The sequence below is a fragment of the Streptomyces sp. NPDC031379 genome (assembly GCF_055569615.1).
This window is the reverse complement of record NZ_JBVIIT010000039.1, coordinates 16,689-42,375: the sequence shown is the minus strand read 5'-3', so window position 1 is coordinate 42,375 and position 25,687 is coordinate 16,689. Positions and strand designations below refer to the sequence as shown.

22 protein-coding genes and 1 pseudogene are annotated in these 25,687 nt (G+C 72.6%); 9 read left to right on the top strand and 14 right to left on the bottom strand.

Annotation, left to right across the window (positions count from 1 at the left end):
* Nucleotides 1–3 precede the first annotated feature (3 nt).
* The 6 genes from ACZ5CW_RS38400 to ACZ5CW_RS38375 form a co-directional block, all read right to left on the bottom strand.
* Entirely contained in the window at nucleotides 4–573 is a 570-nt protein-coding gene (locus tag ACZ5CW_RS38400) for a carboxymuconolactone decarboxylase family protein (RefSeq protein ID WP_468609952.1), read from the bottom strand.
* 108 nt (nucleotides 574–681) lie between these two features.
* Nucleotides 682–1,476, bottom strand: a complete 795-nt coding sequence (locus ACZ5CW_RS38395; RefSeq protein WP_468609990.1) for a thioesterase family protein — start codon at nucleotides 1,474–1,476, stop codon at nucleotides 682–684.
* Between the two features lie 106 nt (nucleotides 1,477–1,582).
* Entirely contained in the window at nucleotides 1,583–2,044 is a 462-nt protein-coding gene (locus ACZ5CW_RS38390) for an AAA family ATPase (protein ID WP_468609950.1), read from the bottom strand.
* A 325-nt stretch (nucleotides 2,045–2,369) separates the two neighbouring features.
* On the bottom strand, nucleotides 2,370–3,326 hold the full coding sequence (locus ACZ5CW_RS38385; protein WP_468609948.1) for a hypothetical protein: 957 nt from the start codon (nucleotides 3,324–3,326) through the stop codon (nucleotides 2,370–2,372).
* A 266-nt stretch (nucleotides 3,327–3,592) separates the two neighbouring features.
* Entirely contained in the window at nucleotides 3,593–3,787 is a 195-nt protein-coding gene (locus ACZ5CW_RS38380; protein WP_468609946.1) for a hypothetical protein, read from the bottom strand.
* 245 nt (nucleotides 3,788–4,032) lie between these two features.
* Nucleotides 4,033–4,239 carry a hypothetical protein gene (locus ACZ5CW_RS38375; protein ID WP_468609944.1) on the bottom strand — a complete coding sequence of 69 codons (207 nt, stop codon included), beginning with the start codon at nucleotides 4,237–4,239 and terminating at the stop codon, nucleotides 4,033–4,035.
* Between the two features lie 189 nt (nucleotides 4,240–4,428).
* Here ACZ5CW_RS38375 and ACZ5CW_RS38370 point away from each other — a divergent pair, with 189 nt between their 5' ends.
* Nucleotides 4,429–4,977, top strand: a complete 549-nt coding sequence (locus ACZ5CW_RS38370) for a hypothetical protein (protein WP_468609943.1) — start codon at nucleotides 4,429–4,431, stop codon at nucleotides 4,975–4,977.
* Here ACZ5CW_RS38370 and ACZ5CW_RS38365 read toward each other — a convergent pair.
* The gene (locus ACZ5CW_RS38365; protein ID WP_468609941.1) at nucleotides 4,945–5,103 is read right to left on the bottom strand and encodes a hypothetical protein; all 159 of its coding nucleotides are present in this window, start codon (nucleotides 5,101–5,103) and stop codon (nucleotides 4,945–4,947) included. The two genes, ACZ5CW_RS38370 and ACZ5CW_RS38365, sit on opposite strands and share 33 nt — an antisense overlap.
* Before the next feature lie 10 nt (nucleotides 5,104–5,113).
* Here ACZ5CW_RS38365 and ACZ5CW_RS38360 point away from each other — a divergent pair, with 10 nt between their 5' ends.
* On the top strand, nucleotides 5,114–5,767 hold the full coding sequence (locus ACZ5CW_RS38360; RefSeq protein WP_468609939.1) for a hypothetical protein: 654 nt from the start codon (nucleotides 5,114–5,116) through the stop codon (nucleotides 5,765–5,767).
* Nucleotides 5,768–5,780: 13 nt separating this feature from the next.
* Here ACZ5CW_RS38360 and ACZ5CW_RS38355 read toward each other — a convergent pair whose 3' ends face one another.
* Nucleotides 5,781–7,148: an alkaline phosphatase PhoX gene (locus tag ACZ5CW_RS38355; protein WP_468609937.1), complete on the bottom strand. Its 1,368-nt coding sequence runs from the start codon at nucleotides 7,146–7,148 to the stop codon at nucleotides 5,781–5,783.
* Nucleotides 7,149–7,416: 268 nt separating this feature from the next.
* Here ACZ5CW_RS38355 and ACZ5CW_RS38350 point away from each other — a divergent pair, with 268 nt between their 5' ends.
* A complete protein-coding gene (locus ACZ5CW_RS38350) occupies nucleotides 7,417–8,871 on the top strand; it encodes a hypothetical protein (RefSeq protein WP_468609988.1) in 1,455 nt (484 codons plus the stop codon).
* Between the two features lie 238 nt (nucleotides 8,872–9,109).
* Here the strand turns inward: ACZ5CW_RS38350 and ykgO are convergent, their stop codons facing one another.
* The gene (ykgO, locus tag ACZ5CW_RS38345) at nucleotides 9,110–9,232 is read right to left on the bottom strand and encodes a type B 50S ribosomal protein L36 (RefSeq protein WP_054244622.1); all 123 of its coding nucleotides are present in this window, start codon (nucleotides 9,230–9,232) and stop codon (nucleotides 9,110–9,112) included.
* 49 nt (nucleotides 9,233–9,281) lie between these two features.
* On the bottom strand, nucleotides 9,282–9,446 hold the full coding sequence (rpmG, locus tag ACZ5CW_RS38340; protein ID WP_468609934.1) for a 50S ribosomal protein L33: 165 nt from the start codon (nucleotides 9,444–9,446) through the stop codon (nucleotides 9,282–9,284).
* A 294-nt stretch (nucleotides 9,447–9,740) separates the two neighbouring features.
* Here rpmG and ACZ5CW_RS38335 point away from each other — a divergent pair, with 294 nt between their 5' ends.
* Nucleotides 9,741–10,547: an SGNH/GDSL hydrolase family protein gene (locus ACZ5CW_RS38335; RefSeq protein WP_468609932.1), complete on the top strand. Its 807-nt coding sequence runs from the start codon at nucleotides 9,741–9,743 to the stop codon at nucleotides 10,545–10,547.
* Between the two features lie 46 nt (nucleotides 10,548–10,593).
* On the opposite strand, the gene ACZ5CW_RS38330 is transcribed toward ACZ5CW_RS38335, so the two are convergent.
* Both ACZ5CW_RS38330 and ACZ5CW_RS38325 read right to left on the bottom strand, forming a co-directional pair.
* The gene (locus tag ACZ5CW_RS38330) at nucleotides 10,594–11,133 is read right to left on the bottom strand and encodes a GNAT family N-acetyltransferase (RefSeq protein ID WP_468609930.1); all 540 of its coding nucleotides are present in this window, start codon (nucleotides 11,131–11,133) and stop codon (nucleotides 10,594–10,596) included.
* Between the two features lie 55 nt (nucleotides 11,134–11,188).
* The gene (locus tag ACZ5CW_RS38325) at nucleotides 11,189–12,442 is read right to left on the bottom strand and encodes an FAD-dependent oxidoreductase (RefSeq protein ID WP_468609928.1); all 1,254 of its coding nucleotides are present in this window, start codon (nucleotides 12,440–12,442) and stop codon (nucleotides 11,189–11,191) included.
* 379 nt (nucleotides 12,443–12,821) lie between these two features.
* Here ACZ5CW_RS38325 and ACZ5CW_RS38320 point away from each other — a divergent pair, with 379 nt between their 5' ends.
* A complete protein-coding gene (locus ACZ5CW_RS38320; RefSeq protein ID WP_468609986.1) occupies nucleotides 12,822–13,922 on the top strand; it encodes a PP2C family protein-serine/threonine phosphatase in 1,101 nt (366 codons plus the stop codon).
* Between the two features lie 53 nt (nucleotides 13,923–13,975).
* Here ACZ5CW_RS38320 and ACZ5CW_RS38315 read toward each other — a convergent pair whose 3' ends face one another.
* Nucleotides 13,976–14,791 carry a maleylpyruvate isomerase family mycothiol-dependent enzyme gene (locus tag ACZ5CW_RS38315; protein ID WP_468609926.1) on the bottom strand — a complete coding sequence of 272 codons (816 nt, stop codon included), beginning with the start codon at nucleotides 14,789–14,791 and terminating at the stop codon, nucleotides 13,976–13,978.
* A 204-nt stretch (nucleotides 14,792–14,995) separates the two neighbouring features.
* A complete protein-coding gene (locus tag ACZ5CW_RS38310; protein ID WP_468609924.1) occupies nucleotides 14,996–17,458 on the bottom strand; it encodes a SpoIIE family protein phosphatase in 2,463 nt (820 codons plus the stop codon).
* Between the two features lie 226 nt (nucleotides 17,459–17,684).
* On the opposite strand from ACZ5CW_RS38310, the gene ACZ5CW_RS38305 reads away from it, so the two are divergent.
* The 4 genes and pseudogenes from ACZ5CW_RS38305 to ACZ5CW_RS38290 all read left to right on the top strand — a co-directional run bounded on the left by ACZ5CW_RS38305 (nucleotide 17,685) and on the right by ACZ5CW_RS38290 (nucleotide 25,517).
* Nucleotides 17,685–19,751 carry a SpoIIE family protein phosphatase gene (locus tag ACZ5CW_RS38305; RefSeq protein WP_468609921.1) on the top strand — a complete coding sequence of 689 codons (2,067 nt, stop codon included), beginning with the start codon at nucleotides 17,685–17,687 and terminating at the stop codon, nucleotides 19,749–19,751.
* A 267-nt stretch (nucleotides 19,752–20,018) separates the two neighbouring features.
* Nucleotides 20,019–21,073, top strand: a pseudogene (locus tag ACZ5CW_RS38300) (alpha/beta hydrolase fold domain-containing protein).
* Between the two features lie 36 nt (nucleotides 21,074–21,109).
* Nucleotides 21,110–21,631, top strand: a complete 522-nt coding sequence (locus ACZ5CW_RS38295; protein ID WP_468609919.1) for a YcxB family protein — start codon at nucleotides 21,110–21,112, stop codon at nucleotides 21,629–21,631.
* Nucleotides 21,632–21,764: 133 nt separating this feature from the next.
* Nucleotides 21,765–25,517 carry a family 78 glycoside hydrolase catalytic domain gene (locus ACZ5CW_RS38290; protein WP_468609917.1) on the top strand — a complete coding sequence of 1,251 codons (3,753 nt, stop codon included), beginning with the start codon at nucleotides 21,765–21,767 and terminating at the stop codon, nucleotides 25,515–25,517.
* Nucleotides 25,518–25,687 lie beyond the last annotated feature (170 nt).

The window sequence follows — 25,687 nt, the reverse complement described above, 5'->3', positions numbered from 1 at the left end:
GCGTCATGCCACGACGGACGCGTCGGGACGCTTGGCCAGCGGGATCTCGCAGGCATCGGAGTAGCCCTGCGACGTGATGCCGTGGGCCGTGTTGATCCTGGTGGAGAGGTTGGCGAAGCCGATGAACACGGTGAGTTCGACCAGTGCCGCCGGGCCGAGCCGGGCCAGCAGGCTCGCCGACTGCTCGTCGGTGACGGTCGTCGGGGTGGTCGTCATGGCCTCGGCGTACTCCATCACCTCCCGCTCCAGCGGTGTGAACACGTCCGAGTGCCGCCAGTTCGGCACCTGGCTGGCCTTGTTCAGGTCCAGGTTCTGGTTCAGCGCGGCGAAGTAGTTGATGTCCAGGCACCAACTGCAGCCGACCTGTGCCGCGACGGCCATGTGCGCGAATGTCTTGAGAGCTTCGTCGCACGCGTTCCACTGGGCCAGCTTGCCGGAGAACTCCAGGCTGGAGAGGGCGACGTCGGGCTGGTTGAAGGACACCTCGACGGGCTCCGGCACGGCGCCGAGTTGCCTGACGAGGTTCTCCTTCAGCTCGTCGGGAAGTTCTGCCTTGGGAATGCGCGGGGTCATGGTGTTCTCCTTGTCAGCTGGCCTGTCGGCCTGTTCGACATGAAGACACCGCCGGGGCCGCGAGTGTGACATCAGCGCCCCGCGGGATCTCGTCCCGGCCGGGGTGTGTCAGCCGCGCGCGGCGACGTACAGGGTCTGGGTACCGCGGCCGAGCGGGCCCTTCTCGTCGTACAGGGCGGACTCGGCGAGGCCCACGCCCGCCCCGTCCACCATCGTCCGGGCGTCAAGGCAGACCCACTCGCCCTCGGGGTGGCGGTGCAGGCTGACGGTGAGGTCGGCGTTGATGAAGACGTAACGGTGGAAGTCCAGTGCGGCGCTGACGCCGTTGCCCGAGTCGGCGGCCGTCAGCACCCGGCTGAGCGGCGTGATCTCCTCGCCCTCGACCAGGGGGATCCGCATCCGCATCCACGCCGTGGCCGGGCCGGACTCGAGGAACGAGCCCGCGGCGAAGCGCACTTCCATGGCGGTGTGGTAGCCCTGGTCCCACGGGACGGGAAAGAACGCCTTGGCGGGCACGGCCTCGGGCCCGGGCACCTGCCGGGCAGGCGACACCTCCGGTACCGAATCCGGCGCCGTCCGCATCAGCAGAGCCGTCGCGCGCATCACCTCCTCGGCGCCGTCGGGTGTCAGGCTCACCTCCACGAGTTCGACGCTGCGTCCGGCGCGGAGCACGCGCGTGGCCACGGTCAGCGGCTGTAGGGGCACGGGGCGCACGATCTCGTACGTGAGCCGGGCGACCCGCATGTCCGGCCGTCCGCCCGGCCGCTGCTCGACGGCCCGTCCGAGGAGCGCGGCCGGCGGTCCGGCGTGCTGGGAGTCGGCGTCCCACGGCCCTCGCGTGTAGGCGGTGGGCAGGAAGCGGTCGTCTCCCTCCCGCTCGTAGAAGGCCTCGGTTTCCGACACCCGCATGGCTGCCCCTCCTGTCGTACGTACCGTCCCTTCCTCCACCTTACTAAGCGCTTGCTCACGCTGCAGGAGATTTCCGGCCCGGACGCCCCCTCCGCTCCCCTCACCCCCGCACCTCGAAGCCGCCCCGGCCGTCGAACCGCACCACCCGCACCTCGTCGAACCCATCCGCCGGCGACGGCCTGCGCAGCCGCTTCAGCGTGGCCAGGACGCCGACGTCCGGGACGCGCTCCCGGCCCTCCCGGGTGGCGTTGCGTCGCAGCGAGCCGCCCACGTCCGGCGGGAACCAGTAGGCCGTCACGGTCGCCCCGCGACGGTGGGCCAGCTCCACCAGCGGTGCCCACTCCTGCGGCGACGGATTGGTGTTGTCCACCGCCACCGGCCGCCGCGCCGCCAGGTGCTCCTCCACCAGTCGCATCTGCCGCCGCTGCTTGTTCCTGGATCCCCGCGGAAAGAGGTCCTTGCTGACCAGCGCGTACCGGCCGGACAGGCACCGCGCGTAGAAGGTGGACTTCCCGGACGCCTGCAGCCCGACCAGCACGGCCACATCCACTCCGATCGCCATGACCGCCACGATCGCACGTGCCCGGCGCTCGGGCGAAACCGCGCGCGGACCGAGGCGTCGCGCCCCGGTTCCGCGTGATGCCGTACTCGTCGGACCCGGCCACGCGGGCCCTCCTGCCGCTCAGGCATCAGGCCGCTCAGGCATCAGCCCGCTCAGGCCGCTCGGCGGATCGCCGCCGGACGGTCCGGCCGGCTCGCGTCGGCTCCCCTGTCCCCCTCGACGGCGAGACGCACGTCCCCGTGGCGGGCCGGACTCCATCGACACGCACGTCCATGCCGTGCGCCGCCTTCGGCCGAGGCCCGAGGACCCTGCGGCGGCGAGCGCGTCACAGGCCGGCCGTGGCCCTCCGTTGCGCTTGGTCGAACTCGCCCAGAGGGTCGCCGTCGGCCTGCCAGGGCCACGGGGTGACCACGCCACCCAGCGCCTCGAAGACCGCGGAGGCTTCCCGGCGGCGCTCGGCGGCCACCAGCGCGTAGGCGAGGACGTTGAGGTCGGCGAGGGCCTTGGCATGGCGGAGGAACCCGGGCTGGACCCAGGTGTGGGCCGCGCGGTCGAGAGCCTGCGTGGCCATCACCTGTGACCAGTGGTTCCGCGCCATCAGTGCTTCGAGACCGCCCCGCCCGATGAGAGCGTGGTACTGCAGGACCTGAGCGGTGAGTTCCGTCGCCACGCAAGGTGAGTTCGCGGGCATGCGCAACCCCAGGGAGTCCACGAACTCGAGCACCTGGACGCGCGATCCGGCTTCCTCCGGGCTGAGATAGGCCAGCATGCTCAGATAGGCCTCACGGTTCCAACGGTCGCGTGCGAGCACCTCGTTCCACACTCCGAACACCTGCGACCGCTCCCAGCCTTCCAGGCGGGCCACCTCCAGGAGGACCACCCAGGGTGTGGGGTCGTCCGGGGCGATCTCGGCTGCCCTGAGGCACGTGTCGACCACGCCGGCCGCATCTTCGAGGGATCCCTGGCGGCGGGCGCGCGCGACCTGGGTCCAGGCATGGAGTCCGAGTGCGTCGGCGTTGCGCGGCTCGCGGGCGGCCCAGGACCGCGACAGATGTGTTTCGGCCAGGAAGTCCGCCAGCACGCCCAACCGGTGCGTCCGGCGGTCCGCGTCCGCCCGGTCCTGGTCCAGGAGACGGGAGATCTGCGCCACGCACAGGTCCGTCGTCGCGATCATCCCGGTCTTCGTGGTCGCCATCAGCGACTTCAGAAGCCTGCCCAGGTCCTGGTCGTCCAGCTCCGGGGCAAGGCGTGACCGCTTGCGGCGACTCGAAATAAATCCCATGGCGGGAGGCTAGAGGGGACCGGGAATCACACAAGGTTCGCGCCAAGATCGTTACTGATTACACGACTCAACAGCGGTTACCTGCTCGTACGGCGAGACGGCTGGAGCATCATGCGGGCGGCGGCGGCTCATCGCGCGGTCCACTCGGGGTGCCGGTCGGGGTGCCGGTCGGGGTGCCGGTCGGGGTGCCGGTCGGGAGGCCGGAAGCCGAACGTGCGGCACCGGCCTCCCCTGGCTCTCGGTGGCCCCGGGCACCGGCCCGTCCCTCACAAGGCGCCGGGCGGGAGGCTCCCGCCGGGCGCGTGAGCCTGCTGCCGGGGCACATGGGCGACGGGCCAGGGCGCGGAGGGCAGGACGCGGGCCAGGTCATGGCGGACGCGGTCGGCTTCTCCGCGGACCTGGGCGGGGATGTCACCGCGCTCTGCGACGAGGCGGTTGAAGATCGGGGTCTCCTGGAACACGCTGGGGACTGCCTTCCGGGGCTGGAACGGTACGGCAATCGCCAGGCGCATTGCCGATCATGGACGGAATCGAGTATCCGATGCCGCAGGGGGGCTCGGTGACCAGTTGCAGCCGACAGGGCACGGTTATTGGTCACACACCGGGCCCGGGGCGGGTGAAGTGGCGCATCGGCGTCGATTCGTCGCCGGGCAAGCGGCCCGAGGGAGCGGGCGGGCGGACGTGGCGCTCCGCGGTCCCCCGACGCTCACGCGATCCAGGTCTGCGGGCCGCCGCCCCGCCACTCGATCCACTCGGCGCTCGACACGTCGTCCGGTTCGACGTCCTCCAGACCGGCCGCCCGCAGGAACTCGACGATGTCGATGATCGTGTACGCCATCCCGGCGAAGGAACGGCCGACGCGGACACGACGGCCCCCGTCCTCCGCGGGCGGGTACACGATCACCTCGGGCATAGCGCCACCCTCGCCCCCGGCCGGCCGCGACGCACTCGGAGGGCAGCCGTACGGGTCGCAGGGGCAGCCGTCCGCCCCGGCCCTACCCCCGGGTGCGGAGCAGGCGGCCCTCCTTCAGGGGTGAAGCGGCGTCCGCACTCGGGAGACAGCGGGAGAGACAGTGGCCGACGTGACGACCGAAGGCGCCGGATGGACGGGTATGCGCTCTATCGGCACATCAAGGGCGGCGGGGACGCGGCCGAGGGGATCAGCGGCCTGCTGGGGCTGCATCGCACGGAGCTGCGTACGCTCGGCGCCCGCCTCGTCGCCTGGTTCGACCGGCTGATCGACCAGCCGTCGCAGAACGCCTCGCTCGGCACGACCAACGCCACCTGGGATCCGGCCCGGCTGGAACACCGTTTCTCGGTCGCGGTCCGTGCGCCCGAGGTCGGCGGCGGGGGCGGCGAGAAGACGCCGGCCGTACGGGAGTACCCCGGCGGCACGCTGGACTGGCAGGACTTCTCCGTCGACCCCGAGGGTTCGCTCGGCGGTACGGCGCCGCAGGCACTGTCCTTCCACCGCACGGTCTTCCCGGCGCCCGTCCGTTTCTCCGGGATGCCGCTCGCGCGATGGTGGGCCGTGGAGGACGGGCGTACCAACTTCGCCGCCGTGACCCCCGACAGCACCGACCTGGCGCGGCTGGTCTTCCTGGAGTTTCGCGCTCGACTACAGCAACGACTGGTACCAGCTGCCCTGTGATCTGCCCGCCGGGACGTACGCGTCGATCCGCGGGCTGGCCGTCACGGACGTCTTCGGCGAGAAACGGTGGATCACGCCCGCGGGGTCGGGCACGGAGGCGCGCTGGCAGTGCTGGTCGATGTTCACCCTCGACAGCGTGGACGTCCGCGGCGTGGACGTCGGCGGCGTGCCCGCCGACACGGGGCTGTTGCTGCCCGGCGTCGTGCCGGTGGCCGAGGGCCCGGCGCTGGAGGAGGTCGTGCTCGCCCGGGACGAGAACGCCAACACGGTGTGGGGCGTCGAGGCGACCGTGCCCACCGCGACGGGCACGGCCCGGCGGGGCACGGAGATCTCCGCCGAGGAGCTGTCCCACCGGCTTCGCCTGCGCCGGCCCCCGACCCCGCCGGAACCCGCGGCGGCCGTCGCCTACCGGGCGATGAACTCCGTGCCGGAGCACTGGATCCCCTTCATCCCGGTGCATGTGCCCGAGCAGGACCGGGCGATCCGGCTCCAGCGGGCCGCGATGCCCAGCGCCGTCGACGGCCGCCCCGTGCCGCCGCGGACCTCACTGCTGCGGGAGGGGCTGGACCGCGGGAAGCAGTACTTCATCAACGAGGAGGAGGTACCGCAGACGGGCACCCGGCTGTCGCTGGCCTACAACCGCAGCCGGTGGCGGGACGGACGCGTCTCGGTCTGGCTCGGCGCCCGCCGCGGCACCGGCCGGGGCGAGGGCTCCAGCGGCCTGGCCTTCGACTCCCTCACGGACACGACGACGACCGGGACAGGGGCGGACGGGCCGGAAACCGCCTGACGGCACCGTGGGTTCACCTGCGCCAGGGGCCGGTGACCGCGAAGGTGGTGCCGGGCGTGTAGCAGTTGACGTACATGGTCGAGCCGTCCGGGGAGAAGGTGACCCCGGCGAACTCGCCCCACTCGGGCTCCTGCGCGGTCCCGATGTTCTGGCGCCCCCGGGCCATCGCGTACACCTCGCCCTTGCGGGTCACGCCGAAGACGTGCTGGGCGCCGTTGCCGTCCTCGCACACCATCAGGCCGCCGCTGGGGGCGAGGCAGATGTTGTCCGGGGACTCGCCGGGCAGTTGCACATCGGTGCCCGGGCCGAACACGACGACCAGGGTCAGCCGGCGGCGCGCCGGGTCGTAGCGCCAGATCTGGCCGTAGTGGTCGGCCGCGGAGCCGTCCGCGCTGCGGGCGAAGGAGGACACGAAGTACACACAGCTGCCGCCCCAGTAGCAGCCCTCCAGCTTCTGCGCGTGGGTGATGCCCCCGGGGCCGTAGTCCTGCAACCGGGTGGGCGTGGAGACGGCCCCCGGCTCGGGTACGTCCACCCACTCGATGCCGTCGAAGTGCGCGCCGGTCTCCTGGATCGTCGACAGATCCGGGACGCCGGGCACCCGCATCGCCTGGAGCCGGCCGCCCGCGCGCAGCGAACCCACGCCGCCCAGCGGCTTGTTCGGCAGGAAGCGGTAGAAGAGGCCGAACGGCTTGTCGAAGGCGTCCTCGCTCTCGTAGACGATGCCGTTGCGCGGGTCGATCGCGATCGCCTCGTGCTGGAAGCGGCCCATCGCGGTCAGCGGGACCGCGCCGGTGCGGTGCGGGTCGGTGGGATGGACCTCGAAGATGAAGCCGTGGTCCTTCGTGTAGCCGTTGGTGCCCGCCCTGTCCTCGGTCTCCTCGCAGGTCAGCCAAGTGCCCCACGGGGTGCGGCCGCCCGCGCAGTTGACGGCCGTACCGGCGATGGCGACCCGTTCGGACAGCACGCGGTGGTCCGCGTCGAGGGTCAGGGCCGTACAGCCGCCCTTGCCCGCCGGGTCGTAGGTGAGGCCGCTGACGGTGGGAACGGGGATCTTCGCGGTGACGCGGTTCTCGTGGTTGCGGACGAGGTGCGTGCGGCCCCCTCTGCCGGCGAAGGCGGCCATGCCGTCGTGGTTGGAGGGGACGCGCCCCTCTCCCGAGCGGAGTTGGTCGCCCTCGCGGGAGAGCACGGTGTAGCGGAAACCTTTTGGCAGGTCGAGCAGGCCGTTCGGATCGGGGACGAGCGGACCGTAGCCGGTGTGGCCCAGATTCTGCGCGGCGGCGGTGCCCGCGAAGAGTTCGGACAGGGCCCCGGTGAAGGCGATACCCGCTCCCACGGCGCTGGCTCTGGCCAGGACCTGACGGCGTGTTGCAGACATGCGGCAGCAACCTTCCTGCTGGCGGACAGGAACTGTGACCCCGCTGTGTCTATCACCTGGCGCCGGTCGCGGGAACCACGCGCGTAGCACGTGTCACTCCCCGACGGCGTGCTCTCCCCGTGCCCCCGCAGCCCCAGGGCACGGCGGCGATGCGAACACTATGACCGCAATGGTCAGGGGCGTGGCCGTCCGCCCCGCCCCGTCCCTAGCATCCCCCCGTGGCGCACCGGTGCGCCCCCTGAGGACAAGGAGCCGCGCCTTGGTCAGCCTGGACACGTTCGTACGCGTCCCCCGACGGCTGCTGTCCGGCGCACGGCGTCGTGCGGGGCAGGCAGCGTGCCTCGCGGGAATCGTGGCCGGCGCCCTCCTGAGCGCGCCGGCCGCTCACGCCGACCCGGGTCCTGCGGTGTCCACCGCCTGCCCGGTTAGCCTGACGGGAACGGCCGCGTGCTTCACCGGCCAGGACGGCAACGGCGCTTACTACGCCATCGCCGTGCCCAAGGCGTGGAACGGTTCGCTCGTGGTGCACGCGCACGGAGGACCCGACCTCGGCGAGGGCTCGGACCCCGGGCGCAGCGTCGGCGACCTGGACCGCTGGTCGGTGGTGGTGAAGGAGGGCTATGCCTGGGCCGGTTCGTCGTATCGCCGCGGGGGCTACGGAACCCGGATGGCCGCCGAGGACACCGAGAACGTACGGCGCCTGTTCGTCGAGGAGTTCGGCACGCCGAGGCGGACGTATGTGCACGGCCAGTCCTGGGGCGGGGACGTCGCCGCCAAGGTGGTCGAGACGTACGGCGCACAGCACGGCCCGTACGACGGTGCGCTGCTGACCAGTGGTGTCCTGGCGGGCGGCTCGCGTGGCTACGACTACCGCGTCGACCTGCGCGTGGTCTACCAGTACTACTGCCACAACCATCCCCGCCCGGCCGAACCGCAGTACCCGCTGTGGCAGGGCCTGCGTGCCGGATCGACGATGACCACCACGGGACTGCGCGCCCGGCTGCAGGAGTGCACCGGCTACGCATCGGCCCCGCGGGAGCGGACCGCTCTGCAGCAGCGCAACCTCGAGGACATCCTGGCGGTGACCGGCATCCCGGAACGCACTCTGGAGTCGCATCTGCGGTTCGCCACGTTCACGTTCCGCGACATGGTGACCGACCGCCTCGGCGGCCGTGACCCGTTCGGCAACAGGGGTGTGCGGTACTCCGGTTCGCACGACGACAAGGCCCTCAACGCGGGCGTCGAGCGGTTCGCGGCCGATCCGGCCGCCGTGCGCGATCTCTCCTACGACAGCGACCTCACCGGCAGGGTGTCGATCCCCCTCCTCACGATGCACGCCATCGACGACCCGACGGCGTTCGTGGAGCACGAGGCGGCCTATCGCGCCACCCTCGAAGGCGCCCACCGGGGCCGGTACCTGGTGCAGACGTTCACGAGGGAGAGCGAGCACAGCGCGCTGAGCGACGCCGAGTACGCCAACTCCCTCTCGGCGCTGGACCGGTGGGTCCGTTCCGGCAGGAAGCCCACGGCGCGGACGGTCGCGGCGTCCTGCCCGGCGTTCGACCGCGTCTACGGCACCGGCTGCTTCTACGACCCGCACTTCCGCCCGGCCCCCTACGCCTCACGGGTCGAGGCCCGTCCGGGCGGCCTGAACTGGCCGGCCATGACCGCCGCCCAGGAGAGGTCCTGGAGCAGGATCGACGGCGTCGGCATCGCTCCCTGAGGTCCCCGCGCCGCTGCCCCCCGTGAGGGGGGAGGCCCTGCCCAGTCGTCACGAGCGGGGCCGCGCCCTGGGGGGGGGGGGGGGGGGGGGGGGGGGGGGGGGGGGGGGGGGGGGGGGGGGGGGGGGTGGGGGGGGGGGGGGGGTGTCGACGGAACCCCCCCCCCCCCCCCCCCCCCCCCCCCCCCCCCCCCCCCCCCCCCCCCCCCCCCCCCCCCCCCCCCCCCCCCCCCCGCCGCGATCAGCCCTGGCGCGCCTTGAAGCGGGGGTTCTTCTTGTTGACGACGAAGACCACGCCGCGGCGGCGCACCACCTGGGCGCCGGGCTTGGACTTCAGCGAGCGCAGGGACTTGCGGACCTTCATGGCTGGGTTCTCCTCGTGCTCGGGTGCGGACGCCGGTCGGCGTCGGGGGTCAGCGTTCCTCGCGGAAGGAGACGTGCCGGCCGACGACCGGGTCGTACTTGCGCAGCACGAGCCGGTCCGGGTCGCTCAGACGGTTCTTTCGCGTCACGTAGGTGACGCCGGTCCCTGCCGTCGACTTCAGCCTGACGACGGGACGCACGGTGTTGCGTGCCATGGGGTTCTCCCTTCACACACCCTGTCTTGCCCAGGGCATGTCACCCCTGGCAACACGGCGGGGCGCCGCCGCATTCCCGGTTCGCTCGCGCCCCGCTCCGGGCGGACGGGTGACGGCTCACCGGGTGAATCCCGGCGAGGCGACGGCGCGCGGCCGTGCCCCGTCGGACGGCCGGTGCTCCCTCCGGTACCGGGCGTCCGCGCAGCGGCATCCACTCGGTGATCTGTCAACACGGATGAGCGGGGCGGACGGCCACGACGGGTGGGCACGCTCCGGCCGCGCTATAGCAGAGTCATGAGACGGTCCCGAATAGTGTCGTGTGCGTCCGCCTTCCTGCTCGCGGCCGCCTGCGCCTTCGCCGGTCCCGCGAAGGCGCCGGCGGCACCCGGCAGAGCCGTAGGGGACTACGTGGCCCTCGGTGACTCCTACGCGGCCGGTGTCGGAGCCGGCAGCTACCTCGCCTCCGGCACGAGCTGTATGCGCAGCAGCCGGGCCTACCCCGTGCTGTGGGCCGCGAAGCATGCCGCGTCGTTCAGCTTCACCGCGTGCAACGGCGCCGGGACCGGCGAGGTCATGGCGAAGCAGCTCGGCCCGCTCAGTCCCCGCACCGACCTGGTCAGCATCAACGTCGGCGGCAGCGACTCGGGCTACGCCCGCGTCATGGCGACCTGCCTGCTGCCGGGCACCACCATGTGCATGTCGTCCATCGCCCGCGCGCACTCCTTCATGAACGGGACCCTCCCGGCCGACCTCGATCGTCTGTACTCGGCCATCCGGAGCAAGGCACCCGCCGCCCGTGTCGTGGTGCTCGGCTATCCGCACTTCTACCAGCTCCACGGCGCCTGCCGGGGTGGCCTGCACGACACGGAGAGGGCCGCGCTCAACGAGGCCGTGGACCATCTCAACAGCGTGATCGCCGAGCGCGCCGCCGACCACGGGTTCACGTTCGCCGACGTCCGGACCGCCTTCGCCGGGCACGAGATCTGTTCGGCCACCCCTTGGCTGCGCAGCGTCGACTGGCTGAACCTCACCGAGTCGTACCACCCCACCGCGGCCGGGCAGTCACTCGGCTACCTTCCCCTCTTCACCGACGTGGCCTGACCACCGCCGCCCCCGAAGCAGAAGGATGCCCGCACGGCCCGGGGCCTCACGCGACAGGGGCGGGTCCGGCCTGTGCGGCCGGTGCGCCAGGCGCGGCGGGGCCGTCCGCGAGGCTGCGGAGATAGGACAGGCCAGGGCGACCGGAGAGCTGTGTCTCGCCCACGACGGTGAAGCCCGAGCGGGTCAGCACGGTCTGCGACGCCGGATTGTCGAGCGTGGTCGCGGCACGCAGGAAGGTCAGCCCGTAGCTGCCGGCGGCCCGCTCGCACAGCTCCCGCACGGCCCGGGTCGCCAGCCCCCGGCCCGCGGCACGCTCGGCGATCCGGTACCCGAGATCGGCCCCGCCGTCCGCCACATCCACGAGATTGATCCGCCCCAGCACCTCGCCTCCGGTGCCGACCAGCACGTGGAAGTAGCAGATTCCGGCCTCCTGTTCGGCGAGCAGGGCACGGTGCCGCTCGTCGAACCGGGCGAAGTAGTCATCGCCCCGGTCCGGGATGGACGCGGCGAAGTACGCCCGGTTCTCCTGCTCGAAGGCGAGCAGCGCGGGGGCGTGATCCGGACGGAGCAGCTGTATGTCGGGCATGGACAGGAATATAGGCAACCCCGCCGCCGCCCGGTCGTCGTTCGGGGACAGCCCCTCACCTCTGCGACCGGTGCGGGCGCCGGACGGCGGCTTCGGGGGGACGTTCCCGGAGTGCGCCGTAGGCGATGAAGTAGGCGGGGAGCCGACGCATCCATCGGGAGCCGGTGAACAGGCGTGCGACGCGCTCGGCCCGTTCCGCGCTGCCGAAGGGCGACCGGCCCCGCAGCACGGGGGCGATGAAGCGGGCGTGGGCCATCCGCTGGAGCGTCTGTGTGGTGACCGTGGTGGGAGCGCGGCGGCGCTGCACCCCGCGCACGTCGCGCAGGCGCACCGTACCGCTGCGCAGTGGCTCGGCCAGGAGGCGGGCGGCGGCCACGGCGTCCTGGACCGCGAGGTTGATGCCGATGCCGAAGACCGGGGACATCGCGTGCGCCGCGTCGCCGATGCACAGCAGGCCGGGGCGGTGCCAGCGGCGCAGCCGGTCCAGGCGTACGTCGAGGAGCTTGACCTCGTCCCACGAGCGCAGGGCGTGCGTGCGGCCGGCGAGCCAGGGGACGGCCGCGGTGAAGTCGGCCAGGAAGCGGTCGAGTCCGGCGGCACGGCGCCGGGCGTCGGTGCCCTTGGGGATGAGGGCGGCGCACTGCCAGTAGTCGCCGCGATCGATCATCGCGGTCAGGAACCGGTCGCCCGCACTGCCGACGAGGCCGCGCGGGTCGCCCTCGTGTCGGGGCAGGCGGAACCACCAGGCGTCCATGGGGCAGGTGAAGCGACGCGGTCGCAGTTCGGGCCGGGAACGGGCCAGCGATCCGCGGCCGTCGCAGGCGACGGTGAGCAGGGCGCGCACTTCGCCGGTGCGGCCGTCACAGGTGCGGTAACGCACCCCGGTCACGCGTCCGGACTCGATCAGGAACGAGGTCGCCTCGGTGTTCATCCGCAGGTCGAACGACGGCTCGCGCCGGGCCTCGTCCGCGAGCAGGTCCAGCAGGTCCCACTGGGGCACCATCGCCACGTAGTTGTAGGGGCCGCGCAGTACGGCGAGGTCCGCGACCGTGACCGTCGAGCGGCCGGGTCCGACCGGAAGCTGGACGGTACGCACCCGGCGCTGCGGCAGCCGGGCGAAGCGGTCGGCCAGGCCCAGGTCGTCGAGGAGCGCGAGGGTCGAGGGATGGACGGTGTCACCGCGGAAGTCGCGCAGGAAGTCGGCGTGCTTCTCCAGCACCGTCACCGCGACACCCGCCCGGGCCAGCAGCAGGGCGAGCACCATGCCGGCGGGGCCGCCTCCCACCACACAGCACGTGGTCCGTTCCATGGCAGTCCTGCCCTTCTCCGGGAGAGCAGTAATTCCTCACTTGGTGAATATTGTACGCCCCCGCGAGGACGTCGGCCCGGGACGCACCCGGCGCGGGCCGTCCCGCAGGCGGCGGAACATGCCGCTGGGTGGAGCAATCACCGGTGTGCCGCGGCCCCGCGCAGCAGGCTGGAGATCTTGTCGGGGCCGTGTGACAGGAGTCCGGTGTGCGAAGGCCGCGTAAGCCGAACCGTCGGGCGTGCCGTGCGCCCGCTCGCCACGCCCCGGCAGCTCCTGCGGCGTCCACGCGCGGGGGCGAGGGGTGAGGCACGGACACACCAGGAGGCGGCCGGAGGCCGGCACGCTCACCCGGATCCGGCTGCCCGCGCCCCCGGCGTGGATGCGCTGGCTTCCGGCCCTGTACGTCGCGGGCGTGCTGCTGCTCGAGCCCCTGACGCCCGTGGACTGGCCGGTGAGCTTCGTGCTGATCGCGCTGCCGCTGGTGACCGCCTTCGCCCACGGACCGGTCGTCGTCGGCGGCGTGACGATCTTCGCCGTCCTCTTCCAGGGGGTGCTGGCCGGCACCCCGTGCTGTGCGGGCCGGGCCGTCGGCTACCTGTGGGACCGCCACTACGTGGCCGCCTACGTCTGCACCGCCCTGGTGGGCGCCCTCGGCACGGTCCTGGCCGCCCATCGCACGCACCGGGAACGCACGCTCGCCGACGTACGGTTCGTGGCCGAGATCGCGCAGCGGGTCCTGCTACGACCCGTGCCGCACCGGATCGGCAACCTCGTCCTGGAGAGCCTCTACCTCTCAGCGGCCGCCGAGGCACGCATCGGCGGAGACCTGTACGAGGCCGTCCCGACCGCCTACGGGGTCCGGCTGCTCATCGGTGATGTCCGCGGCAAGGGGCTGCTCGCGGTCGAGACCGCCGCCGCCCTGCTGGGCGCGTTCCGCGAGGCGGCGCACGACGAACCCGATCTCGCCACGCTGGCCGACCGAGTGGAGACGAGCATGAGCCGCCGGGCGGCACAGCTCGGCGGGAACGAGACGGAGGAGCGCTTCGTCACCACCGTCTTCGCCGAGATCCCCGCCGACGGACATCATGTCCGCGTCGTCAACTGCGGCCACCCTCCCCCGCTCCTCCTCCGCCCCGGCGAGGTGCGCGAGCTGGACAGCGGGCGGTCGGCTCCGCCGTTGAACCTCGGCATGCTGCTCGGGGAGCCGTACCACGTGGACACCTATCCGTTCCGGCCCGGCGACCAGCTCCTGCTGTACACGGACGGCGTCACGGAGACGCGGGACGCGGCCGGCGCCTTCTACCCCCTCGTCCAGCGGTTGCGCTCCTGGGGCTCCCTGCCGCCCCGGGACCTGCTGGAACGGCTCCACCACGACCTGCTGGCCTACAGCCACGACCGCCCGCAGGACGACACCGCGGCCCTCGCCGTCTGCCTGCCCGCCGACGCGCCGCCGAAGCCGTCCCTGCCGGCGGCCGCGTGACCGCTGCCCGGGCGGGGTTCCCTCGCGGACCGGAGCAGCGCGGACCCGGCGGGTCAGAAGGCAGTGCGGGCGAACCACCGGTCGAGGACCGCGGCCTCTCCCGAGACCTCGAAGGCGGACTCCCGGTAGGACCGCCGGCCGTAGAGGAGCAGCAGGAGACCCGCCGCCCGCCCGCGCACCGCCACCGTCGCGGGCCCGGATTCCGCGTGCTCACCGCCCGCCTGTGCCAGCAGACGGAAGCCGTCCGGGTCCAGCCGCACCCGCCATTCCTCGCCGGTCGCGCCACCGACGTCCGTGCAGTGGAACGCGATGATCTCGCCGTCGCCGCGCAGCTTGTCCACATCCGGCGCGAAGAGTCCGGCACGGGGCAGGTTGGTGAGGAACTCGTCCACGCCGTCCGCCGCCAGGAGGGGGTCGATGTCCGGTTCCCGGCCGACGGCACGCTCGGCGTCCACCCGGTGGACAAGCGTCTCGAAGAGCATCCGGCGGACCCAGAACCGCGCGTGCTGGTCCTCGCCCCAGGCCCACATCGCCGCCTGCGGGTCCGTGGCCCGCAGCACGGCCGCCACGTCGGGGACGCCCGCCGCCACCCAGTCGGCCCGGTCCCGCGGGTCGTCCGGCAGCCCCAGATCCACGTCGCGGCTGCGCGGAGGCTCCTGCACCAGCCGGGTCAGCAGGGTGCAGAACCAGCGCTGCAGCGCACCCACGTGCAGGGTGAGATCGGCCATGGTCCAGTCCGGGCAGGAGGGCACGGCACGCGCGGGGTCGGCGCTCTTGGCCACTTCCGCGAAGCGCAGGGTCTCGCGTGCGACGGCCGCACAGTAGGTGTCGTACGGCAGAGGATGCCCCGCCCTGCTTGTCGCTGCCATCAGCCGCCGCCGTTCTGTCCTCGGTGGATGTCCGCGGCAGGTGTTCCGCCGCGATCCGTGTGGGTGCCCGCGATCAGTGCGGGTGTCGTGATCAGTGTGGGTGCTGGAGTGCACTCGAAGGCAAATCCGGGCGGTCTTCGGTCTTCGCTCCCCCGTCTTCGGTCCTCGGGGCCGGGGGATCTCCCGCCCGGCTCGGCGTCGAGTTCAGGCGATCTCCTGTTCGGCCCAGATGATCTTCCCGTCGCCCGTGTACCGGGCGCCCCAGCGATGGGCGAGCTGGGCGACCAGGAAGAGGCCGCGGCCGCCCTCGTCCGTGCTCCGGGCGTGCCTGAGCCGGGGGGCCGTGCTGCTGGCGTCGGCGACCTCGCAGGTCAGGCGGGTGTCGCGGAGGAGTCGCAGGTGTATGGGCGGTGCGGCGTAGCGGATCGCGTTGGTGACGAGTTCGCTCACGATGAGTTCCGTCGTCATGGCCAGGTCCTCGAGCCCCCAGTCCCCCACCTGGCGAGTGGCCCGCCCTCGCAGGTCACCGACGGCGGCCGGGTCGACCGGCACGTCCCAGGAGACGACGTGGTCGGTGCCCAGGACGCGCGTGCGGGCGAGGAGCAGGGCGATGTCGTCCAGCTGGGGCACCGGGACGAGCTGCTGCACCGCGGACGTGCACAGCGTGCCGAGGTCCTCCTCGGTCCGGGTGAGCGCCTGCCCGAGCCGGGACATGCCCCGTTCCATGTCGAGGTCGCCTCCCTCGATGAGGCCGTCGGTGTAGAGGCCGAACAGGCTGTTCTCGGGCAGCTCGATCTCGGTGGCCTCGAACGCCATTCCCCCCAGTCCGAGCGGGGGCCCGGCGGGTATCTCCGGGAAGTAGGCGTGTCCGTCGGGTGCGACGACGACGGGCGGCGGGTGCCCGGCCCTGGCCATCGCGCACCGCCGGGTGACCGGGTCGTACACGGCGTAGAGACAGGTCGCGCCGATGAAGGTCGCCGTGGTGCGGGCTGTCGCGCCGACGGCGGACTCCTCGTCGCTCAGCCGCAGCACGAGGTCGTCGAGGTGGGCGAGCAGCTCGTCGGGGGGCATCTCCATGTCGGCGAGGGTCTGGACGGCGGTGCGCAGCCGCCCCATGCTCGCCGCCGCGGTGATGCCGTGTCCCACCACGTCCCCGACGACGAGGCCCACGCGGGCGCCGGACAGGGGGATGACGTCGAACCAGTCGCCGCCGACGCCGCCGGTCGGGTCCGCCGGCCGGTAGGAGGAGGCCACCTCCAGGGCGGTGCCACCTGTCAGGGCGGGCGGCAGCAGGCTGCGCTGCAGGGTGACGGCCGCCGAGTGCTCCCTGCTGTAACGGCGGGCGTTGTCGACGCACACCGCCGCTCGGGCCACCAGTTCCCGGGCCAGCAGGACGTCGTCGGGCCCGAAGGGGACCGGGTTGAGCGACCGGGCGAACGTGGTGAGGCCCAGGGCGGTGTTCCGCGCCCGCATCGGTGCGGCGATGAGCGAGTGCAGCCCGAACTCGCGGATGCGTTCCGTCCGCTCGGGTTCCCGGGCGACCCACAGTTCGTCGGACGGATCGAGGACCGGGATGAGCAGCGGCTCGCCGTGGATGAGCAGGGTCGCGTCGTGGGGCGGCGGCACGAAGTCGACCCTGTCGCCGATCGCGGCCACGGCCTCGGGACAGCCTTCTCGCACCGAGCGCATCGCGGCGCGGCGCATCACCGGCCGGGCGGGAGCGGGTCCCGCATCGGTCAGCCACGCTCCGTGCCCCTCGGTGCTGAGCACGGGTTCCAGCAGGTCGACGATGACGAAGTCCGCGAAGCGCGGGACGGCGAAGTCGGCGAGTTCCTGGGCCGTCCGCATCACGTCCAGCGTCCTGCCGATGCTGGTGCCCGCCTCGTTGACCAGCGACAGCAGCTGTCGGGCGTTCCAGCGCTCGGTGACGTCCAGGACCATGTAGCAGACGCCGGTGATGGTGTCGTCGGCGTCCACGAGAGGGAAGAAGGACGTCGAGTAGGCGTGCTGGCGGTGCGGGTCGGCCCAGCTCCACCCCACGTACTCGTAGTCGGTCACCGGCACTCCCGTCACGAGCACCTTGCGCATCAGCCCTTCCAGGGTCTCCGCCTGCAGGCCGGGCAGCAGCTCGCTCAGCCGCCGTCCCAGCCGCTGCTCCCGGGGCACTCCGCCGAACCGTTCCAGGGTGTCGTTCAGCCAGACGTAACGCAGCTGGGGATCCATGACGGCCATGCCGACCGGCGAGCGGGTCAGGAACCCGTCGAGGACGGACTGGCCCATCGTCCACTGGGGCTTCTGTTCGCGCGCCGACACCAGGAAGCAGTCGTCGGCACCGACACGGAAGGACGCCGAGACCCGCAGATGGGCGTCGATGCGGCGGCCGTCACGGTGTCGTACGGTGATCAGCCCGCTCCAGCCGCTCCCGGAACGGCACCGCTCCGCGATGCCCGCGACCCGTACCGGGTCCTCGGGCATGGCCAGCAGACCTGTGACGGTGCCGCCGACGACCTCCGATGCCGGATAACCGGACAGTGCCTCGGCGCTGCGGGTCCAGCCGACCACGACGCCGTCCGTCGAGATGACCGCGGCCGCGTCGGTGGACGCGTCGAAGAGATCGCCCGGTCCCCCGGACGTGGACGCGGCCGTACCCCTGCGCGCAGATTCCATCAGCTCCACCCATACACCACTATGGGCCCGATGGGCCTTATGTTCCTGATGTGTGTGTTCCCGATGCGCGCATCCCCGATGTGCGCACGGGCCGCCGACGTCGGGTTTGGGTCCGCGCGGCGACGGAGGGAGCATGGAAGGACCGGTCCTCGGTCACGCAGAGGCGCGGCCAGGGTGACGTCGACCCAGCGAGGCCGGCCGACCGGCCGGTGGAGGTGGATCCGGGATGGCAGTGGACTCCTTCGAGACCGGCCACGACGGGCAGCGCCCCGAGCTGCCCCGGCCGACCGGCCTGCTGGATTTGCTCAGCGTGGCCGCGGTGGCCCTGGACACGCGTGGGCGGGTGGTCTTCTGGACCCCACAGGCCGAGGAACTCTTCGGCTACTCCGCCGAGGAGGCACTCGGCAAGCACGCGGCACGCCTGCTCATCCACCCCGAACATCTGCAGGCCGTGGTGAGCCTGTTCGAGGAGGTGCTGCAGACCGGCCGGGGCTGGGCCGGCGCGTTTCCCGTGCGGCTCAAGGACGGCAGCAGCCGTCTGACGGAGTTCCGCACCATGCGGCTGCTGGACGACCTCGGGGACGTCTACGCCCTCGGCATCGCCGCCGACCACACCCTGCTGCAGCGCGTCGAGACCGACCTGGCCCTGTGCGAGCGGCTGATCAACCAGTCCCCCATCGGTCTGGCCCTCCTGGATCCCGATCTCAAGTACCTGCTGGTCAACCCGGCACTGGAGCGTATCGACGGCATCCCCGCCGAGGACCACATCGGCCGCCACCTGCGGGAGACCCTGCCCTTCCCGGACGTCGAAACCGTCGAGTCCGCCCTGCGTCAGGTGCTCACCACCGGTACGCCCCTCCTCGACCAGTACCACGTGGGCCGTCCCCCGGCCGATCCGGACCACGAGCACGCCTGGTCGCTGTCGTTCTACCGCCTGGAGGATCCCGGTGGCCGGACCCTGGGCGCGGCCGCCTCGGTCGTCGACGTCACCGAACGGCACCGCGCGGCGGGCGAGGCGGACCGGGCGCGGCGGCGGCTGGCGCTCATCGCCGACGCCTCCACCCGGGTCGGCACCACACTGGACGTCCAGCAGACCGCCGACGAGCTGGCCGAGATCGCCGCCCCGGCGCTGGCCGACGTGGTCGCCGTGGACGTCCTCGACTCCGCGCTGGCCTGCCGTCGCATGCGCAGACCCGACAACGGCCCGGAGATCTTCCGGGCGCTCGCCCTCAAGGCCGCCCACCCCACCGTCGCGCTGCGCGCCGCGGACCCGCCGGGTGACCTCGCGGCCTACGAGGGCGACCGTCTGGTGACCCTGTGCGTCCACACCGGCCGGCCGGTCATGGTCCGGCATGTCGGGGAGCGCGATCTGCCGCGCATCGCCCGGGATGCCGAGGCCGGCGCCCTGCTGGCCCGCGCCGGGGTCCACTCGTATCTCGCCGTGCCGTTGATCGCCCATGGCGAGGTGATCGGCGCCCTCGACCTCAAGCGCACCCTCAACCCGGCGCCGTTCGACGAGGACGATGTCATCCTGGCCGGCGAACTGGCCGGCCGTGCCGCCGTGGCCATGGACAACGCGCGCTGGTTCCAGAGTGTCCGCAACACCGCGCTCACCCTCCAGCGCAGCCTGCTGCCCGACCACTCGCCGCACCACACGGGTCTGGAGGTCGCCTCCCGCTACCAGCCCGCGCAGGCCACCAGCGAAGTCGGCGGCGACTGGTACGACGTCATCCCGCTGGCCGACGACAAGACCGCTCTCGTGGTGGGTGACGTCATGGGCAACGGCATCGACGCCGCCGCCACCATGGGCCGGCTGCGCACGGCCACGTGCGCCTACGCCGAACTCGACCTCGCGCCCGGGGAGGTGCTCCAGCACCTGGACAAGGTCACCTGCGATCTGGAGCACTACATCGTCACGTGCCTGTACGCGGTGTACGACCCGCGCACCAGGCAGTGCACCATCGCCAACGCCGGACACATGCCGCCCGCCCTCGCGCACCCGGGCGGCGCTCCCGCCCTCCTCCAGCTGCCCGCCGGGGCCCCGCTGGGTGTCGGCGGCATCCGGTTCGAGGCCACGACGGTCGAACTGAGCCCCGGTGATCTGCTGGTCCTCTACACCGACGGCCTCGTCGAGACCCGCCAGCACCCCATAGACGACCGCCTGAACGTCCTGCTGAGCTTCCTCGACGAGCCCCGCCGGCCGCTCGAGGAGACCTGCGATCTCCTGCTGTACGGCCTGCGCCATCCCGACGACCACGACGACGTGGCCCTGCTGATCGCACGGGCACTGTGAGGGTGGCACGGAACTCCGGCCGGGCCGTGCGGGGCCGAACCGGCCGGCACCGCCGACGGCCGTCTACGTGACGTGCGTGATGCCGCACTCCGCCGGCCACGACCGCCGAAGTGCGCCGACTCGTCCGGCACGCCCGCTCGGGCGGGGTGATTGACTACCCCGCATGCATCTCGCGCGAGCGTTTCGCACCCACCCGTACGTGCCGCCGGCGAGCCGTCGCGGCCGGGGTGCCGGCCGGTGTTCCCTCGCCCGTCGGGATGGCCTGTCATGAGTGCCGGTGGCGTGCCGTCGGAGCCCGGACCCGCCTCGACGGCCGGTGCCGCGCCTCCTTTCGACCCCGAACTGGGTGCGGCGCTGGCGGCTCTGGGGCAGGAGGCGCGGGAGCCCTTCACCGCGGAGAACCTCGCCGCCCGGCAGGAACGGGATGCCGCGGCCCGGCCCCGGCCGACGGTCCGGGACCTCGAGGCCGACGGCCGCTTCGAGGTGACCGAGGTGCGCGTGCCGGGAGCGCCGGGCGGGCGGGAGGTCACGCTCGTGAGCGCGCGGCCGGCCGGGATGGCCGGCCCGCTGCCGCTGCTGTACTACATGCACGGCGGCGGGATGATCATGGGCAACGCGTGGTCCGTCCTTCCGCGGCTGCTGCGCGAATGGGCTCTCCCGCTGGGGCTGGCCGTCGTCTCCGTCGACTATCCGCTGGCACCGCGCGCCCCGTACCCGCGGCCGCTGGAGGCCTGTCACGCCGGTTTCGTCTGGGTGGCCGAGCACGCCGCCGGACTGGGCATCGACGCGGACCGCGTCATCGTCGGAGGAAAGAGCGCCGGTGGCGGACTGGCGGCCGCTCTCGCCCTGCTCACCCGTGACCGGGGCGGGCCCACGCCGATCGGGCAACTGCTGCTGTGCCCGATGCTCGACGACCGCAACGACACGTTCTCCAGCCATCAGATGGCAGGCGTCGACCTCTGGGACCGAACGTCCAACACCACGGCGTGGCAGGCCCTGCTGGGCGAGCGGTACGGCGCCGCGGATCTGCCACCCTACGCGGCTCCGGCCCGCGCCACGGATCTGTCTCCCGGCTTCCCCCGGCCTACATCGAGGTGGGGTCGGCCGAGACCTTCAGGGACGAAGGCGTGGCCTATGCCGACGTGCTCTGGCAGGCCGGTGGCCAGGCCGAACTCCACGTATGGCCCGGCGCCTTCCACGGGTTCGACACCTTCGCGCCCCGGGCGGCTCTCAGCCAGGACGCCCGCGACGCGCGACGCCGCTGGCTTCGGCGCGTCCTCACGCCGTCCGGGGCGTGCGGCGGCCCTGCGGGACGCGGCTGATCACGGTGGCCGGCACGGGCGCTACGATCCGGTTCCATGGTCATGGACATGGAACGGGACGGACGGCAGGACACGGTCGAGCTGGTCTACCGGCCGACGCGCGCCGACCTGCTCGCGGGCGTCCGGCTGCGTGAGCGGCGGCGGCGCCTCCACCTTCTCCGGTGGGGCCTCACGGGGCTGTTCGGGGTCGGAGCCGTGCTGTCGGTGACCGCGCCGGAAAGGTCCGCGGTGTCGTTGGTGACCGCCGTCTTCTGTGCCGTCGTGATCTGGTCGCTTCCGCACCTCCAGGCCCACCACGCGCTGCGCACGGTCTCCTGGCAGGGCGAGTACCGCACGTCCGTGAGCGAGACGGGGATCACGACCGAGACCGCGTTCGTGACGCTCGTCCAGCGCTGGCCGGTCTTCCGCGGTTACCGCGAGACCCGCGACCACGTGGTGCTGTTCAGCCGTGACCCGAACATCCTGCTCGTGGAGGTGCTGCCCCGGCGCGGGCTGCGCTCCGCGCAGGACGCGGAGCGGCTGCGGGCCCTCGTGAGCCGCCACCTTTCCCGCGTCTGAACCCCCGCGATCCATTGACGGACCCCGGCAACTCTCGTACGTTGCCACCGCATTCCCCGTTTGAAACGTTTCAACCCAGCTTCCCTGCAGCGAGCCGTCCTGCTTCGCCCGGTCCGTGTGAAGGAGAACTCCGTTGGCCCGTCAGACAACTCCCCCCACCCCCGGCTCACCCACCCCGGACGACCGGCCCCCGCTCAGCCGGCGCCACTTCCTCGGCGCGGGTTCGGCACTGACCGCGGGTGCCCTCGCCGCGGGCGCCGTCGGGGCGCTCTCCGGCCCCGCCCGAGCAGCCACCGGCACGCCGCGTGCCACGCCCGTCGGTCTGTCACCGGCCCACTGGATCTGGTACCCCGAAGGCGATCCGGCCGACGACGCCCCTGCCGGACACCGCTACTTCCGCGGGAGATTCACCGTCGCCGACGGCGAGGTGAGCGACGCGCAGCTCGTCGTCACGGGCGACGACACGGTCGACGTGTGGCTCAACGGGCAGCCGCTGGCGGGGTCCCCCAGAGTGGCTCACTCCTGGCGCAACGCCCTGTACGTGGACCTGCGGCCCGCCTTGACGCCGGGTACCAACACGATCGCGCTGGCGAGCCGGAACCAGGGCGGCCCGGCCGGCGTCATCGGGCGGGTGCGGGTGCTGACCTCCGGCGGCACCACCGACGTCGTCACCGACGCCGGCTGGTCGGCGGGCAAGGACGTGCCCGAGGGGTGGGAGCAGCCCGGCTTCGGCGACGGCGGCTGGCCCGCCGCCCGGGACCTCGGCGCCTACGGGACCGCTCCCTGGCGCACCGGGGTCACCGCTCCCGACCTCGCCGCCCCGTCACCGCTGAGCGTGGCCTCCTGCACCGTGGAACACCGCACCAGCCCGCTGGGGATCGACGCCGCGCGGCCGCGGTTCGGCTGGACACTCGACTCGACGGCGCCCCAGCAGCGGCAGGCCGGGTACCGGATCCAGGTGTCGTCCACGGCGGACGGCACCGGCGACATGTGGGACAGCGGCCGTGTCCCGTCCGGCCGGCAGATCGACATCGCCTACGCCGGCCGGCGCCTGACCAGCCTGACACGGTGTTTCTGGCGTGTGCAGGTCTGGGACGCCCAAGGCCGGGCGAGTTCGTGGAGCACACCGCGGTGGTTCGAGACGGGGCTGCAGAACGCGGCGGACGAGTGGCGGGCCGCGTTCATCGGCCGGCCGCCGGGACCGGACCTGTCGGGGGCCACCTGGATCTGGTACCCCGAGGGTGATCCCGGGTCGGGGCGTCCCGTCGAGAGCCGCTGCTTCCGGCGCACCTTCACGCTGACCGGTGCGCCGGCCGGCGCGACCCTGGCGGTCACCGGGGACGACACCGCGGACGTCTGGGTCAACGGGACCCTGGTGAGTGCCTCGCCGCGGGTGACCGACTCATGGAAGAGCGCCGCCCTGGTCGATGTCACCGCCCACCTCACGAGCGGCGGCAACACGATCGCGATCGCGAGCCGCAACTCGAGCCAGTCCCCCGCCGGAGTCATCGCCAAGCTGACGGTGACGGGTGGCCCGACCGTGGTCACCGACGCGTCGTGGAAGGCCTCCCAGGACGCGCCCTCCGGCTGGCAGACCTCCGGATACGACGACGGGGGCTGGCCCGCGGCGCGTGCGATCGCGTCGTACGGCGGTGGCCCCTGGGGGTCCGGCGTACGCGTCGTCGGGCCCGCGCCGCTGCTGCGCAAGAGCTTCACCGTGCGCAAAGCGGTGGCCTCCGCCCGGCTGCTGACGACCGCGCTCGGCCTCCACGAGACCCGGCTCAACGGTGCGAAGGTCGGCGACGACGTGCTGGCCCCCGGCTGGACCGACTACACCAAGCGCGTGCAGTACCGGGTCTTCGACGTCACCGCACGGATCCGGCAGGGAACGAACGCGCTCGGTGCCTGGCTGGGCAACGGCTGGTACTCCGGCAGTCTGGGCTTCGCCGGCAGCCAGCGGTACGGCACACAGCCGTGGTACGCCGCGCAGCTGCTCATCACCTTCACCGACGGCAGCACCCAGCTGGTGACGACGGACGGCAGCTGGAAGACCGCCACGGGGGCGATCACCGCGGACGATCTGTACCACGGGGAGACCTACGACGCGCGTCTGCACATCGACGGCTGGGACGGCGCCGGCTTCGACGACGGCGGCTGGGCCGCGGTGGCCGTCCGCGACAAGGCCGTACCCCACCTGGTCGCCCAGGTCGACGACGGAGTCACCGTCCAGCACGAGTTCCGGGCCGTGTCGGTCACCCAACCGCAGCCCGGGGTGTGGATCTTCGACCTGGGACAGAACTTCACCGGCCGGAACCGCCTCGCGCTCCGCGGCGACGCCGGCACCGCGGTCACCGTCCGGCACGGCGAGGTCCTCGACGCCGACGGCACGCTCTACACCACCAACCTGCGGGCCGCCCAGGCCACCGACCGGTTCACCCTCGCCGGCACCGGGGACATCGAGACGTACGAGCCCCGCTTCACCGTCCACGGCTACCGGTACGTCGAACTCACCGGCCTGCCGGACGGCTTCCGCCCCGACCACGGCACCGTCACCGGCCGCGCGATGTGGACGGACGCCGCACAGCCGGGCACGTTCCACACCTCCGACCCGCTGATCAACCAGCTCCAGCACAACATCGTGTGGGGTGAACGCAGCAACATGCTCTCCATCCCGACCGACTGTCCCCAGCGGGACGAGCGCCTGGGCTGGACGGGTGACATCGCCGCCTTCTGCGCGACGTCCACCTTCAACCTGGACACCCACACCTTCCTCGCCAAGTTCGCCGACGACCTGACGGACGCCCAGCAGGCCGACGGAGCCTTCACCGACGTCGCGCCCGCGGTGATCAGCGGTTCCGGCACGGCCGGCTGGGGCGACGCGGGGACGATCATCCCCTACACGCTGTGGCAGCGCTTCGGCGACCTCACCGTCGTCGACCGGAACTTCGCGGCGATGGCGCGCTGGGTCGACTACCTGCGCAGCACCTCCGGAAGCGACCTGATACGCGATCGGCAGACCTACGGCGACTGGCTCAACGTGAACGACAACACCGCGCAGGACCTTGTCTGCACGGCCTACTTCGCCTGGTCGGCCCGGCTGGTCTCGCGCATGGCGGCGGCCACCGGACGTACGGCCGAGGCCACCTCGTACGGGCGGCTCGCCGACCAGGTGGCGGCGGCGTTCACCGCGCGCTTCGTCACGGGTGACGGCACCGTCCGCGGCAACACCCAGACCGGTTATGTGCTGGCCCTGGCCTTCGAGTTGCTTCCCACGTCCCTGGCCCAGCCGGCCGCGGACAGGCTGGCCGCCAAGGTCGCCGCGACCGGCGGGCATCTCAGCGTCGGCTTCCTCGGCGTGGAGAACCTGCTGCCCGTGCTGGCCGACCACGGCCACGCCGACACCGCGTACCGGATCCTGCTGCAACGCGGGTTCCCCGGCTGGGGCTACATGATCGACCACGGTGCCACCACGATCTGGGAGCGCTGGGACGGCATCCGTACCGACGGCTCGTTCAACGACCCGGGCATGAACTCGTTCAACCACTACGGTCTCGGCTCGGTCGGTGACTTCCTCTACCGCCATGTCGGCGGACTCGGTCCCGCGAGCCCCGGCTACGCCCGCCTGCGCGTCGCACCACGGCCCGGCGGCGGGCTGACCTCCGCCGACAGCAGGTACGACACACCCTTCGGCGGCGCGGCAAGCAGCTGGTCGGTCTCCGGCACACAGCTGACCCTGCACGTGACGGTGCCCGTCAGCACCTCCGCCACGGTCACGGTCCCCACCTCGCGGCCGCAGTCGGTCGACGCCCCGGCCCAGGCCGTTCCGGCGGGTGCGGCGAGCTACCACCTGCCCGCCGGAAGCTACACCTTCACCGCGACGGTCTGACAGACCCGAGCGGTTGCCGCCCGGTGCGTGCGCGGCGGCACCTGGAGCGGGGGGGGGGGGGGGGCCCCCCCCCCCCCCCCCGCCCCCCATCTTTGGGGGTTGCGTTCCCCCCGCCGTTGTCCCGACGAGACACCAATCCCTCCCTGGAATCACACACCCCCCCCCCCCTC